Origin of the sequence: Microbacterium lacus (assembly GCF_044794305.1) — a bacterium.
GTDB classification, from domain to species: Bacteria; Actinomycetota; Actinomycetes; order Actinomycetales; family Microbacteriaceae; genus Microbacterium; species Microbacterium lacus_B.
The window spans coordinates 1,846,760-1,861,873 of record NZ_CP084996.1 but is presented as its reverse complement, the minus strand read 5'-3'; the positions used below and the strand labels follow the sequence as shown (position 1 = coordinate 1,861,873).

Genomic DNA, 15,114 nt, shown 5'->3' with positions numbered 1-15,114 from the left:
CCGCATGTTTAGGGGCCGCGCGACCACGACCGACTTCAGCGTCGACTCGCTCACACCCTCACGGTAGTCCTCCGATTGCTCGCGCGGGAGGGGTCAGGCCACGAACAGGAATGCCACCACGATGAGGGTCACGCCGACCCCCGCCAGCACCATCGACCAACGGATCGAGCGGTACTTGCGCTGCACGACCGCCGAGAGCACGAGCAGCTGCTGATATGTGCGCTCGGGGGCGTGCAGTCCGCGCTCAGCGAGCGCCTGGGCGACGGCGGCGGGAGACGACAGCCCGCGCACCTGCCCCCAGTACGTGATCGCCCCGGGACCGGGCCCTTTGCTGAGCCGCGGCCACACTGCGAGCGCCGCGGCGACTACCGATGCACCGGCGCCGAGCGCCCCGACCACCCACAGCACGAGTCCGACAGGGCTGAGCGACATCGGACTCCAGTCGCCGCCGATCACGGCGCTCAGCACGATGCTGAACGCGATACCGAGGCTTCCGATCAAGAGCGACGCCTTCTGGTCGGCGCGATCGATCTCGGTCGTCACTTCGCTGAGCATGTCGGAGGCCAGTGCCGCCGTTCGGTCGTCCGGTACCGCCTCGTCGGGCGTACTCATCACCGCACCCCGAACGTCACGAGAAACGACGTGCCGTCCGCGAGCGAGACCCGGTAGGTGTACTTCTTGCCCTCGATCAGCGAGGACGTGGCTAGCGTGCTGATCCACGTTCTGGTCACCGTCGAGTAGGCCATGCCGGTGATCGGAGGGAACCACAGTTCATTGACCTTGGCAGAACGCGGGAGAGACCTCGTCTCGACCAAGTCGACGCCCGTGACGAATCCCTCCGTACCGATCGCCTGACCCTGCGCATCGCACGCCCGGAACACCAGCGGAACACCCGAAGTCGCCCGGAAGACGCTGGATCCGTCGGCGTTTATCGGCGCGAGGGCGGCGCGATCTAGCACGCCCGAGCACCGAGCCGGAGGTGCTGGCGGTCCAGGCTTGGTGACGGTGTAGGTCGCTTTCGCGGTTGAAGTGTTGCCCGCGGCATCCGTCGCCGTGCAGAAGAGTGTCTTCTTGCCTGCGGTGCTGGTGTCGACCGCGCCACACGTCTGCGATGCGATGCCGGATGCCGCGTCCGTCGCTCGAGGGAGCGCCAGTGCCGTCCCACCGACCGCGACAGTGGAGGGCGACACAGACACCGACAGCTTCGGTGGGGTCTTGTCGATCTTGACCGTGATCGCTACCGATGCGGTCTCACCATTGGCGTCGCGCATCGTTGCCGTGACGACCTGTCCGGAACTCGATGTCTCGCGTGCGACAGTCCTCGGTCTCGGGCACGAAGTCACGTTCACCTCGGACGTGCAGGTGTAGGTGAGCCGCACCGGCAGCCGGCTCCACGTGCCTTCGACGTAGGTCGACGAGCCCGCCGTCGCCGTCACCGTGATCGTTGGAGTTGCAGGTCCTGACGACAGCACGGTGTAGTTGGCGACACCCGTTGCGGAGTTGCCGGCCACATCGGTCGCGGTGCACGTGAGTGTCTTCGAACCGGCAGTCGCGGTGTCGGGCGCCTCGCACGATACGGATGCGGGGTCGATTCCGGATGCCGCGTCACTCGCGTTCGCCACGGCTTCAGGGGCGGGGTCGCCCACGGTGACGGAGGCGGGGGTCACGGTCGGTGCGAGGGTCGGTGCTTCCGTGTCGACGAAGACATGGACCGGGGTCTCAAGCGCGACGGTGCGCCCGTTGATGTCCGTCACGAAGCCCGACACGCGCGTTCCCTCGACGGTTGTCGACTCCACCGTCTGGCGCCCCGTGCACATGGTGACCTCTACCGGTGACGCGCAGGCGAACGTGACTGTGACGGGTGAACGACTCCAGGTGCCCGCAGTGTAGACGCCGTCTGCGTTCGTCGCAGTCGCGGTGATCGTGGGGAGCGGCGGGGCGGGGAGGACGCTCACTTCGGCGGTCGCTCCGTGGCCATCGGTCGTGCCATCGTTGGGCACGGCTCTCACCGAAACCACGTCGCCGGCCGCGACGTATCCGTTCATGGGGAACTTCTCGCCGTAGGCCGTGGCCACACCGTTGACCGACCACGTGTAGCCGACCGAGACGATGTCGCCCTCGTCTGCGTCAGCAGTCTCGGCAGTCGCCGTCAGCACCGATGTGGGCCACACGGCGGTGGGAGAGCTCGAGATCGACACCGTCGCGGACGGCGCACTATTGGGCACGGGCACGTTCAGGTCGATGTAACCCGATGTGCACGCTGTGCCACGACAGACTTTGAGGACCACGGTGAACGGCCCGGGACTGAGGATCGGCTGGTCGATCGTGAGGCGAGTCTTGCCGTCGGGGCCGGTGACGACGGGCGCGACGCCGCTCGCCTCTTCATTGCCGAGTGAGTCTTCGCTGCGAGCGCCTCGGTGCAGGGTGTACGTGGCGGTGAGCTTCTCGTCGAGCGAAGCATCCGTCACTTCGATCGTCCGGACAAAACGACTGCCGACTTCGGCGGTGGCTTCGCCCCCGGTTGTGTACTCGGGGTACGTGGGGTCAGAGGTGACGGCCAGCTTGCCGCGCGCGGTCTCGGTCGTGACGTTGCCCGCGGTGTCGACGACCTGCAGAATCCACCGGAACGGGCCGTTGGGCACCTCCGCCGTCCATTCGTCGCCGGTGTCGGTGCCGCCGGGGCGGGTGACCCCGACGTTCGACCAGGTCAGCGAGCCCTCGGGCTGCACGAGCAGCACCATTCCGGCGATCGTGTCGGGTGGGCCACTCATGTCCGTCGCCCGGATGGACATGGTCGTGTTGCCGGGTGTGGGGAGCTGGATGGACTGAATCACGGGGGCGGTGTTGTCGGTGCTGGCGGCGTCGCCATACGTCGCCTCGAGTGTCATACTGGTGAACTTTTCGACGACACCACGACCGTTCTGATTGATCGTCACCCGCGCCGGTGTGACGATCAACAGATCGATCGGCCCGTCTGCGGTCTGCTGTCGCGAGACGGTCGCGTAGCTCGAGGGGAATGCGACATCGGTCTTGGTCGCCGCGGCCTGGTCGATTCCTACTCCGGGCTGGGTGACGGCAGGCTCGGTGATGTCTTCCTCGATGATCGACGTGAGTCCGGTGATCAGCGCTCCGCGCGCGGTAAGGCCCGGGGGTGCAGCATCCAGTCTCGACACGATCCTCGGTAGGACGGGCTGGCCCGGGACGACGGCGGGAGCTTGCCCGGGTACCGTCAGGTAGCCGAGCGAGTTGCCCTGCGCATCGGTGGGGATTGTGAACTGGGGGCTGAGGGTCAGTGCGGCAGACATGACGCCGAGCGTTCCTTCTCCCACCGGTTGCAATCCGCCCGGACCCTGGGGCACCGTCGGCAGCGGCGCGAACTTTGTCGCGGTTTGAGAAACGGTGTACATCGGCAACCCGTAGTAGACCGCCTGCATGAGAATCTTCTCGTCATAGCCGCTGTAGAGCCCGAGCTGTCCGAGGTAGGCCTGCTTGGCGAGCGTGAGCGCTCCGGCGGTCGAGACGGCCTTCCCTCCTGCGGTGACGCCGACCCAGTCCGCGTAGAGCGCGAGCAGTCGCTCGCTCAGCGCGGTCGTCACGTTGTTGGCGAGACCGAATCCGGTGTTGCCGACGTAGCCCCCCGCGGCGGAGAAGACATCGGTCCAGTCGGCCGCGTCGGTGCCGTAGTAAGAACCCGGCAGGTTGTTGCCCGCGTGGCATCCGATCAAGAAGACCAAAGCGTTCGAGAGCTCGGGGGCATCCACCCAGTCCGCGGCCTGCAACAGAGAGTTGTCGCTGAACACGCCGTCCTCGGCGCCGTCGATACCCGGAAGCATCCGGCGCTCATCCGCGTGCGTGTTGATCGACACGACGCGCGCGCTGTTTCCCGTCGGGAAGAGTGCTGATTCAGTGTCGTCCACGTCCCAGATGCCTTCAGGATCATCCGCGCCGAGCTCTTGATCAGCATCCGATCGCCAATCCAGCGCCGACGTGACAAGGTCGGGCAGCTCGCTCCACGCACCGTACCCGGCAGTAAGTGTCGAGTCCGCCTCGAGCACACCGTTGGTGGTGACGAAGCGCTGCAGAGCAGCAGTGATCTGCGCGGGAGAGTCGACGAGTCGGCCCACGGCCACGGTCGGCAAGTAGAGGTGTCCGCCGAGCGTCTCGTAGGCGTCGGCGAGCCCGTACGGGTCGTCCGTCAGGATGTGGTTCGTCGCTGCGGCCGCTGACAGGGGTGTGGCGCAGGGGTCGACCGTGCCTTCGGGAACCGTCTCTGGGCAGGTGCCCCCGGTGAGCGGCGCCGCGAGTCGCAGGTTCGCGGAGTGGCTCGCCTCATTGAACTGCGATGTGTTCTGCGTCACCGGTGCGAACGGCACGATGTCGTCGCCGCCGACGACGACCACCGAAGTGATCTGGTCTTCGTGGCCAGCGATGACGGATGCGACGTACTGGTTGATCTCGGTGACCAGGTTTGCGCGCTTGCGCATCGAGCAGGGGTAGGCGTCGGCGCCCTCGGCGCCGCTGCGCGCGGCGTTGACCTCGGGCGAGGCGTCGACCGAAATCACGGCACCGCGCACTTGTGAACCGATTGCACCCTTGCCCTCGAGTTGCGCGATGGCGGCGAGCACGTCGTTCGTTGCGGTCGCCCCGTGGGTCGAGGCGAATCGCTGCGTGTCGATGATGAACAGGGTGTTCGTGTCGTCACCGATCGGGCTGGTCTGGCCAGGCATCAGGTCGGCCGTCTGGGGAGCCCACGGTGTGCAGGCAACCTCGGCCGGCTCGTCGAGGTAGCGCACGCGCACCGAGTACAGCGACGAGCTGGGTTGTCCGTTGCCGCTCGAGACACGCAGCAGCATGTTTCCGGTCGAGGCGTCAGACGAAGCCGCCTCGATCTGGGCGATTCCGTCGCCGCCGACGGAGACCTGATCTACCAGCGTCTTGCCGTCAAACTCGGGGGCGACATCGGCGCCGGATGCAGCCTGCACAGCGGCGGGCGTGGACTGTTCGGTGACCGGAGTAGCCGGAACCATCCCGGCGTCGGTCGTCCCGAGGGGAGCAGTAGGCGCCCCGTCCCGGTAGAGAGCCATCGCGATCTGACCGTCTGTGGCGTTCGTAGAGACGATCAGGCGCTGGCCGGGCTGGGGGGGTGTGATGATGAACCAGTCCTCGTCGGCCGCCGGCCCGATCTGCGGTCCTCCTTCGCCGTACGACTTGTACAGCGGCGAGATCCACTCGTAGTAGACGTTGCCCGGCACCAGTTCGCGTCCGGGACGGAAAGGATCCAACCACTGACCGTTCCTGCGCTCGTTGGTCGGGTCATCCATCGACGCAACCGCCCGCGTCCCGTACACGCCGGCCGATGCGGTCAGGTCGCCACTGGTCAATGTCGCGGTCGACTCGCCGTCCAGGAGCGTGGTGGTGACGGGATAGCCGATGTTGAACGAATACATCGACCCGGCGCTGGTGTCGTCTAGCGGGAAGCGCAGCACGGTGCCATCCGCCTGCACAGGACCGGTGTAATCCCAGAAGTCTGACAACGAGACCAGACCGGGTCCGGTCGCCGCGACGCTCGTCCCGCCGGGAACTGTCTGCGGTGGAAGCGTGACGGTTGCGGTCGGTGCGGAGAAGTGAGTCGCTTCGCCCGGGCCCGCATCGAAGGTGAAGCGGAAGTTCACGGTCTGCGAGCAACGGAACAGCTCGGTGCACTCGCCCGGAGACGGGCCCAGGGACGCGCCGATCATGTCGTACGGGTCGACCTGCTCCCACGGGTAGCTCTCGACGTCGAAAAGCGAAAACAGCAGGTCGCCGAAGGTGACATCGCCCGGGACACTCGACGCCAGATCGGCCGCCGTGAGGTCCGGCAGCAGGGTGCTCTTATTCGCGGCCAGCGTGCCGGTTCGCGGTCCGTCGAAGAGCGCGCCCAATGACGACGCGTCGAGGGCGCCGATCGGGGTTCCATCGAGAAAGAGACCAGGTCCCGCGTCCGTGTTCGTCATCTGCAGCTCGTCGAAGAGCGTTTCGGCAATCGGGATGCTGTTCAGAGCCACGGCGTCGACCCCGGATCGACCGATGTCGAGTCCGGCGGACTCGAGTTCGGCGAGCAACGTCTGACCATTGACGTCGAGGGGGCTGCCTTGGGCGTCCACGATGCCCTGGGCGTTCACGAGGGCCTGCCACCGCTCTTCGTTGTTCTGGCCAGGTCCGGGGATGGCGAGTTCGACTACAGGTGCGGAACCGAGCACGATCGATGCCATCGACAACGAGTCGAGCCCGCTGTCATCGAGGTTCATGTCGTCGAGAGACAGCGACTGGATGCGTTCGGCTGCACGCCGCAGTGGCTCATCGTCAGAGGTGATGTTCGCGGCCGCCCACGCCAGCACTTCGTCGAGTGTGACGCTTTGGATCAGGTCGCCGCTGAAAGGAGTCTCGGCCAAGAGCTCAGCCCAGCCGCCGGGAACATCGAGGCGATATATGGGGAGTCGGTAGATCGGGAGTCGGTAGATCGGCAGTCGGTAGATCGGCGCGTCGTCAATGAGCAGTCGGTAGATCGGGAGGCGGTAGATGGGGAGTCGGTAGATCGGCAACCGGTAGATGGGGAGACGGTAGATCGGGGCATCTGCCAGTGCAGAGGCATACTTGCCCAGCTGGGTGAGCGGAACGTTGCTGGTGTCGGCGCCGATCATGAAACCGGCTTCGACGATCGAGTCGTTGACCGTCGTAACGGAAAGTCCGTCGTGCGAGTGAAGGTCGACGGCGCGCATCGCGGTGCCGTCGGCGTATGAGATCGTGCGACCGGATGCGGACAGCGACGGCCATTCGCCCGCTCCGGCATCGACCTGCCGTCGTGGCGCATCTCCGTCGCAGTCGATGGAGGACGAGGCATTGGCCCAGGAGGGCGCCTCCATCCGGATCACGGGGGTCGCGAGCGGCTGCGGGTCAGGGCCGCTGAAGGATGCGGGTTGAGTTGTCGACCACGCGACCATGTTTCCGTCGGCCGAGATCGTCGGCGCCGAGACGTCTCCGACGGTCCGCTCCACCAACCACCATCCGACGGCGACGGTGAAGAACCCGTTGTCCCACGCGGAGACCGCAATCGACGGGTCGCCGCCACAGAAGTCGGTAGCGAAGGCGACGACCTGGCCGCTGGCGTCGACAGACGGGACAGGGACGGTCGCTGTGGCACTCTGCACGCCACCCCAGACGAGCTCTCCGCCAGCGATTCCGCGCTCGACCCGGTAGAGATTGTTCACGTACGGAGTGGGGATGGAGAAACTCTCGGACCAGATGCCGTTGATGCTGGAGAGAAAGTAGATGTAGCGACCGTTGCCGCTGATTCGCGGCGACGCGTTCTCGGCATCCAGTTGAATCTCGCCGCTCACGCGGCTGAAGGCCATGTCACCGAGTGTGCCGTCTGAATCGGCATCGAGGTCCGCGACGAAATTGTCGGGGCGACCGAACGGACCGGTCGGGGCAAAATTGGTGGCGGTGCTGGTGAAGACGAGGTAGCGACCGTCATCGGTGAGGTCGGGATCGTACGAATCTCCGTCAGGCATCTCGGCGCCGCGCACGAGGAACGTGCGGTCGGCAACGAGGTCACGGACATAGACGTAGCTACGCCCCGCCACCGTCGGATCTTCCGTGAGGTTGGTGGCTGTACTCGTGAAGGCGACGAACCGCCCGTTCGCACTGGCGACCGCATCGGTGCTGGCTCCGTAGGCGCGGGTGTCTCCGACCGGCCCATCAGGCGCCGACACAAGGACCTCTGCGCCCGAGAACGGGTCGTCCGAACCGGGCGCTGCGACCGACACGAAGATATCTGATTCGCCGTTGTCGTCGCCCCCGACGAGATCGGTGGCGGTGGAGGTGTAGAAGACGCGCTGTCCGTCCGAGGTCATGAACGTCTCGCTCATCTCGCCCGCTGAACTCTGCGCCACCACGAACGACTCCGCCTCCGTCGGCAACTCTTCGGCCACCGCCGGTCCGACCGCGCTCAGGGTCGCGAGCCCGGTGATGATCAGCGCCGGAATAGATGCCACGGCCACCATGCGCAGACCTCGGCGAGGTGAGGCGGGGGAGCGGTCTGTGTTCATCGACGGTTCGATTCGATCAGGGAGAGAGGGAGTGGCGGTGCAGTCACGATGTCCGAGACGTTTACGATGCCGAGACCGACAAGAAGCGACTCGGCCTCGGCCCTGATGGTGTTAGATTCCTCCAGCACGGCGACGAGCGCAAGAGAGAGTCCGCGCTCGAGCGGGGTGGCTGCGGGGTCTTCGGCTGCGGCCTTGGCCCAATCGGCCGCTTCGGCCGGCGATCCATCCGCCAGCGCGAGCCGTGCGCGTTGGCGCAGCAGCCGCGCTCCGCGCTCATCGGGGGCCATCTCGCTCAGCAACTGGCGCGCACCCTGGACGTCGCCGGCATCGAGGAGGGCTTCCACCCACCGCACTCGGGCGTCGTGCGCGGATCCGGGGTCGCCCTGCGCGTCGAACCCGGCGGAGGCTTTTGCGAACGCTGTTTGCGCGGCGACCGGATCGCCCGCCTGCTGCGCCACTCGCCCGGCGAACCCGGTGACGAACGCGACGAGGTACGGATTCTCGGATGCTTCGAAAACTCGCAGCGCACTGCGAATGAGCGGCCGAGCCTCGTCGATGCGCCCCTGGTCGGTGAGCACCTCGGCCGTGTTGGCGGCCTCGATCGCTCCGCCCACGACATCGCCCGCAGCATCCGCCGCCGTCCGTGCCTGCGCGTACAGCATCGCTGCCATGTCCCACGCGCCGCGGAAGTATGCGCGAGCGCCCATGAGGCTCAGCACCTTCGACTTTGAGAGTTCGTCGCCGGTCTCGTCGTAGAGCGTGAGCGCCGACTGCAGATGGACCATCGCGGCATCGCCCTCGAGCTCGCCCAGGGCGGTGTCGTGATAGCGATAGGCATCCGCGAGTACGCGCTTGACGGTGTCATCGGTCGGGGGGTGCGTGCGCAGAAGCTCCATGGCCTCGCCGGTGAGGTCGCGGACGTCGGCCCACCTGCCCTGGCGTAGCCGCACGCCGGCCTCGGTGACGGCGATCGCCGCAACGAGCCCGTGGCCGCTCTCGCCCTCGGCGGCTGCCGCGCGGCGCGCGGCGCGCAGCGCCCGCACCGCCTCCTCGTGTCGGCCGAGAATGTTGAGGGCGTAGGCGCGCTGTTGGTCGATGCGTCCGCGCGAGAGGGCATCGTTCATGAGCTTGCGTGAGGCCGAGAACGCCTCGAGGCCTTCTGCGGCCCACCCGCCCGCCACGCTCACGCGACCGAGCGATTCGAGCAGCCGCGAGACATCCTCCGCAGACCCCGCCGAGCGGCGGGCGGCCTCGATGGCAACGCGGTAGGCGCGGACCGATTCTTCCAGCGCGAACGACCGCTCCGCCGACCGTGCGGCGCGCTCGGCTGCTGCGCGCGCCGACGCCCAGTCGCCGGCGGCTTCGTAGTGCGTGGCGAGCATCGTGTCACGCGCTGCTCCACCCAGCGAGATGTCAGCGGCGATTGCCGCCGCCGCCGCGCCATGCAGTTCTCGGCGCGACTGGAAGGTGAGCTGGTCGTAGGCCACGTCGCGGAACAGCTCGCTGCGGAACGAGATGGCATCGATGCCTAGTTCGAGAAAGCTCGACAGGGAACTCGAGAGCAGGGGCATCCCGACGCACTTCATAAAGAGACCGAGCGGAATGTGCGTACCGAGCACCGACGCCCGTCGTACCAACGTGCGGTCCGCTTCGCTGAGGGCATCGATGCGCTCGCCGACGAGCTGCTCGATTCCGAGCGCATCGGTATCGGTGCCCAGGCCCGAGGCGAGCTCGATCAGGTACAGCGGGTTGCCCTCGGCGCGTTCGAGCAGGGGAGCGAGGTCGGCGGGAAGCATCCGTCGTCCTGCGACCGCTTCAATGAGATCGGATGCTTCATCGCGGGTGAGTCCGCTCACGGCGAGGTGTTCGCCCTCGGGCTCGAACCCGCCCGGTTCGGTGCGCCGGACCACAATGAACGCGTGCCGCTCGTCTGCCGCGGCAAGTGCCGTGAGCACGGCGGCGGACGCCGGGTCGACCCACTGCGCGTCCTCGATGACGAGGCATCCGTTCCTATCCGTGAGGGCGACGAGCAGTTCTTGCAACACCGATGCCGTGCGCTCGCCGCGGAATGCGTCATCCAGCGCGTCGACGTCGGCGCTGGCGGATGCCTCGGCCCGCACCGCGGGGGCGATCAGCGCGAGCCACGGCTCGAGGTCAGGAATACGCTCGACGACCACGTCACGTAGCCGGGCACCCGCCTCTGCGGGCGTTGACTGCGGAGGAATCCCGAGAAGTGGCCGCAACAGCGACTGCAGGGTGCGATACGGGGTGGAAGCGGCGTAGCGATCCCCGTGGCATCGCAGCACCGTGAGTGCCGTCTCGTCCAGCGATCGCGCGACGAGCCGGGACTTGCCGATCCCGGCAGGCCCGGTGACCACCAGTGTCGAGCCCACACCCTCGGACGCCTGCGCCACGACCTCGCGCAGGTGCGTGAGTTCGGGATCCCGCCCCACGAACTCGGCTCGGGTCTGCAGACCCTCACCCTGGCCAACACCGTCGTGCGTGACGATCGCCACCGGTATCGGCTGAGCTTTGCCCTTCACGGTGATCGTGCCGCCGTCGGCGGTTTCGAAGGCGCGGGTTGTGCGCTCGAGCACGCTCCGCGCGACGAGCACTGTGCCGGGCTCGGCGCGCGAGGTCAGTCGTGCGGCGAGATTGGTGGGGTCGCCCATGACGGTATAGGTCTGACGGAAGTGCGCACCGACGAAGCCCGAGAACACCCGGCCCGAAGTCACTCCCGCCCGCAGCGAATAGGCGGTCTCGAGCGACACGATTCTCAAGGCCGCGCTCAGCATCCTGCCCTCGGGGTCTTCGACCGATGTCGGGGCGCCCGCGGTGAGGAAGTACCGGTACCCGCCCTGCGCCGGGTCGACGTCGAGGAGGGTCACGCCGGTCTCGGCCGCAATCGCTTCGACGGCAAGCGTCAGGGAGCTCATGTGCTCGAGATCGTCCTCGCCCGGTCTCTCGCTGACTCCCGAGACCTGAACGAAGGCAATGGCTGCCCAGCGGTGATCGGGTTCAGAGCCAAGCAGGTCAGGGCGTTCGGCGAATGTCCGCGGCATGAATCGATCGGCGGCCTGCGTGCGCCCGGCCGACAGGGCCATCAGTGACGCGGTCGCCACCGAACCCGCCCGTAACAGACGATGCGCGTCGTGCACACCCTCCGCTGGGCACACCTGTTTCTCGGGGAGGTACGCCGCTGTCGCGTGACTCACGAGGATCTTGCCGGCCTCGGCGGCGTCCTGCAGTGCCAGCACGCGCGACGTCGCAGCCCCGGTGAGGATCGCGCTGAGATAGTCGTCGCCGGCGAGGATGACCTCGTACGTGCCGGAGTGCACGCCCACCGACATTCGGAGCTTCGCACGCGCCGCGGGAAGGTGAATGTCGCCGATCGCGGTGAGGACGCGGTTCATGTTCCACGCTGCGTGCACGGCGTGCTTCGCGTGGTCGGGGCCGGTGAACAGGATGAAGAGCGCATCACCGGCGAACTTCAGCACGTCGCCGCCGTCGTCGGTCACTGGGAGCAGCACCGTAAAGATACGCGAAAGGGTCGCGATCAACTGTTCGGTGCCCTCGCGCCCAGCGGCGGCGAGTTGCTCAGAAAGCGTGGTGAACCCCGAGATGTCGACCACCACGGCCGTCCCGTCGATGCGGAGATGGCGTTGGGGTACGTCGGCGATGCCGTGGAGAAGGCGCGGGCTCAGTGCCGAGGCCGCGACGAGCGCGTTCAGCGTGGCCCTCCTTTGAGGCATCGACGACATCGGCGGCCGGCGAATGGGGGAGAGCGGTACAACGTTGGCCGCCACGCGGCGAGCCGGGTGTATGAGAAATATCTCATGAACGCAGTCCGCTCCGCTATGTCTTTGCGTGCGGGAGCCAACCCCTCGTTCACCAGGCATCCTGCAGGTGCGTCCCCTACTCTGAAGGCATGACGGACCTATCTGAAAGCAAGCGCGTCCGGCAGGTGCGTCCGGCGACCGAAGGATGGTCGCAGAAGCTCGACGCCGACGGCAAACCTCTTCTGCAGTTCGCCAGCCCCAAGCGCGGTAAACCGCCGGTCCACCTGGCCGATCTGACTCCTGACCAGCGTGTCGAGAAGGTCAAAGAACTGGGTCTTCCGGGTTTTCGCGCCAAGCAGCTCGAGACCCACTACTTCACGCACTACACACACGACCCCGCCGACATGACCGACCTTCCGGCGGAGGGTCGCGAAGAGTTCGTGCACGGGATGCTGCCACCGCTGTTGACCGAGGTCAAGCGCCTCGAGACCGACAAGGGCGACACGATCAAGTTCCTCTGGAAGCTGCACGACGGCGCCCTCGTGGAGTCCGTCCTGATGCGCTACCCCGGACGCATCACGCTCTGCGTCTCGTCGCAGGCCGGCTGCGGAATGAACTGCCCTTTCTGCGCGACCGGCCAAGCCGGCCTGACCCGCAACATGTCAGCGGCTGAGATCGTCGAGCAGGTTGTGCGCGCCAACCGTCTGATCGCAGACGGCGGTCTCGGCGGCAAGAAGAAGGACGATCACTCGGCCGACCGGGTTTCGAACATCGTCTTCATGGGGATGGGCGAGCCCCTCGCCAACTACGCCCGTGTCATGCAGGCCGTGCGCGTGATGGCCGATAAGAAGCACGGTCTCGGCATGAGTGCCCGCGGAATCACCGTCTCGACGGTCGGGCTTGTACCCGCGATCACCAAGCTCGCGAACGAAGACATCCCCGTCACCTTCGCCCTCTCGCTGCACGCTCCCGACGACAAGCTCCGCGACGAACTCATTCCTGTGAACTCGCGCTGGAAGGTCGATGAGGCACTGGATGCCGCCCGCAACTACTTCGACCGGACCGGGCGTCGCGTGTCGATCGAGTACGCGCTCATCAAAGACATGAACGACCACGGATGGCGCGCCGATCTGCTCGGCGACAAGTTGAACGACCGCGGCCGCGGCTGGGTGCACGTGAACCCGATTCCACTGAACCCGACACCGGGTTCGATCTGGACGGCTTCCGACGTCAGCGTGCAGAACGAGTTCGTCCGTCGACTTGAAGCCAAAGGCATCCCGACCACCCTTCGCGACACCCGCGGCAAAGAGATCGACGGCGCGTGCGGTCAGTTGGCTACCACCGAGGATGACGAACGGGTTGCCGCGGGCACGCCGCTTGAGGTCTGAGCTGAGGTTTCGGCGAAGGCGATAGCGTCGTAGGCATCCCTGCCGAGCCCGCCGTCCACGTCTGGAGCCCCATGATCGAGGTCGAGAACCTGCGTCAAGTCTTCGGCGAGAAGGTCGCCGTCGACGACATCAGCTTCACGGTGCAGCCGGGGAGTGTCACCGGTCTGCTGGGGCCGAACGGTGCGGGCAAGTCCACGACGATGCGGATGATCGTCGGTTTGGATCGCCCCCTCTCGGGGTCGGTGCGCGTGAACGAGCGAAGCTTCCCCGAGTCGGATGCTCCGCTCCGGGATCTCGGCGCCCTGCTCGATCCCGCCGCGATTCACCCCGGTCGTTCGGGAAGAATGCACCTGCGGGCGATCGCGGCCACGAACGGGATTCCCGTGTCGCGCGTCGATGAAGTGCTTCGCGTGACCGGAATGACGGATGCCGCGACCCTCCGCGTCGGCACGTACTCGCTGGGTATGCGCCAGCGCATCGGGATCGCGGCCGCGTTGCTCGGCGATCCACAGACGCTCGTCCTTGACGAGCCGGTCAACGGCCTGGACCCTGATGGCGTGCACTGGGTGCGCGAGTTGTTGAAGAGCCTCGCCGCCGCCGGGCGCACTGTGCTCGTCTCGAGCCATCTCATGTCAGAGATGGCGCTCACGGCCGACCACCTCATCGTGATGGGGCGGGGCCGCCTCATCACCCAGGGGGCGGTGGACGACGTGGTCGCACAGGCGACCCGATCGGATGTCTTGGTGCGTTCGCCCCAACCCGACGCTCTCTTGGCGGCGCTCGCCGACATCGGCGCCTCGGCGCGTCTCGCACCTGACGGGACGCTCGTGGTCGTGGGCGCGACCGCTCCCGAAGTGGGTGCTCTCGCCTTCGCTCGATCGATCGAGTTGCACGAACTCACGCCTCAGCAGGGATCGCTCGAAGAGGCGTTCCTCGAACTCACGAAGGGCGACCAGGAGTACGCCTCCGGGTCGTCGGGTACAGCGAACGGAGGCCTCGCATGACCTCGACAGCGGCGGTTGACGCAGAGCCCCGAGCGACGTTCGGCGGCGCGTTCGCGTCGGAATGGCTCAAGGCTGGTTCTCTTCGTTCGACGTGGTGGCTGGTGTCGTCCGCGATCGCCTCGACGGTGATCTTGACGATGTTTTGGACCGTGTCTGATTCGAGTCCGACCGAAGCGAGCGTCCTCGATTCCGTCTCGGCCGGATTCTTCGGCTGTGCGATCGTGCTCGTCCTGCTGGGAACCATCCTTGCGACGGCCGACTATGAGAACCGCGCCATCGCGGTCTACCTCGCCGCGCTCCCGCGCCGAACCCCCCTTGTGCTGGCGAAAGTATTGCTGGCAGCGGCGTTGGGCTTCACAGTCAGCACCGTCTCGATGCTGCTGACTCTCTTTGTCTCGGTCGCCCTTCGAGGTGCTGCCGCCTCGCTCGGTGCGTCCGAAGTGGTGCGGGTCCTCGCCGACATCATCCTTTACGGAGCGTGCCTCACGATCATCGCGACCTCAGTCGGGCTGGTGTTTCGTTCCACCATTGCAGGAGTCGGAGCGACGCTCGGGTTCGTCTACATCGTGCCGGTGATCATCGGACTCGTCCCCCTCGACGTGTTCGTGCTCTTCAGCGACACCTTTCCTGGCAATGCCGCCACGAACTTCTTCACCGTCGCATCGGATCCGTCACGGTTGGATCCGGTAGCTGGAGTTATCGCGACGGTGCTCTGGACTGCTGCGTGGGTCGCGTTCGCAGCGTTCTGGGTCAAGCGCCGCAATGTGTGACACACCGCTCGAGGCCTAATCCCGAAGTATCATCACCTCCCCACCGCCCCTCTTCGCGGTGATGCTCCTGCAACCTGCGGGGGCGA

Annotated in this window: 6 protein-coding genes; 3 read left to right on the top strand and 3 right to left on the bottom strand. The window is 66.6% G+C overall.

Annotated features, from left to right (window positions below; genetic code table 11):
• Positions 1-93: 93 nt before the first annotated feature.
• Genes LG299_RS08930 through LG299_RS08920 form a run of 3 tightly spaced genes read right to left on the bottom strand, consistent with a single transcriptional unit; the run spans position 94 to position 11,839 of the window.
• Positions 94-612: a Pycsar system effector family protein gene (locus LG299_RS08930; protein ID WP_404429348.1), complete on the bottom strand. Its 519-nt coding sequence runs from the start codon at positions 610-612 to the stop codon at positions 94-96.
• Positions 612-8,087, bottom strand: coding sequence for a hypothetical protein (locus tag LG299_RS08925; protein WP_404429346.1), 7,476 nt, complete (start codon positions 8,085-8,087; stop codon positions 612-614). Before LG299_RS08925 ends, LG299_RS08930 begins: the two co-directional genes overlap by 1 nt.
• Positions 8,084-11,839: an AAA family ATPase gene (locus LG299_RS08920; protein ID WP_404429344.1), complete on the bottom strand. Its 3,756-nt coding sequence runs from the start codon at positions 11,837-11,839 to the stop codon at positions 8,084-8,086. Before LG299_RS08920 ends, LG299_RS08925 begins: the two co-directional genes overlap by 4 nt.
• A gap of 176 nt (positions 11,840-12,015) precedes the next feature.
• Here LG299_RS08920 and rlmN point away from each other — a divergent pair, with 176 nt between their 5' ends.
• The 3 genes from rlmN (at position 12,016) to LG299_RS08905 (ending at position 15,028) form a co-directional block, all read left to right on the top strand.
• Complete coding sequence (rlmN, locus tag LG299_RS08915) at positions 12,016-13,254, top strand: 23S rRNA (adenine(2503)-C(2))-methyltransferase RlmN (RefSeq protein ID WP_404429342.1); 1,239 nt, start codon at positions 12,016-12,018, stop codon at positions 13,252-13,254.
• Positions 13,255-13,325: 71 nt separating this feature from the next.
• Positions 13,326-14,258, top strand: coding sequence for an ABC transporter ATP-binding protein (locus tag LG299_RS08910; protein WP_404429340.1), 933 nt, complete (start codon positions 13,326-13,328; stop codon positions 14,256-14,258).
• Positions 14,255-15,028: an ABC transporter permease gene (locus LG299_RS08905; protein WP_404429338.1), complete on the top strand. Its 774-nt coding sequence runs from the start codon at positions 14,255-14,257 to the stop codon at positions 15,026-15,028. The genes LG299_RS08910 and LG299_RS08905 overlap by 4 nt, the downstream gene beginning before the upstream one ends.
• The last annotated feature ends 86 nt before the right edge of the window (positions 15,029-15,114 follow it).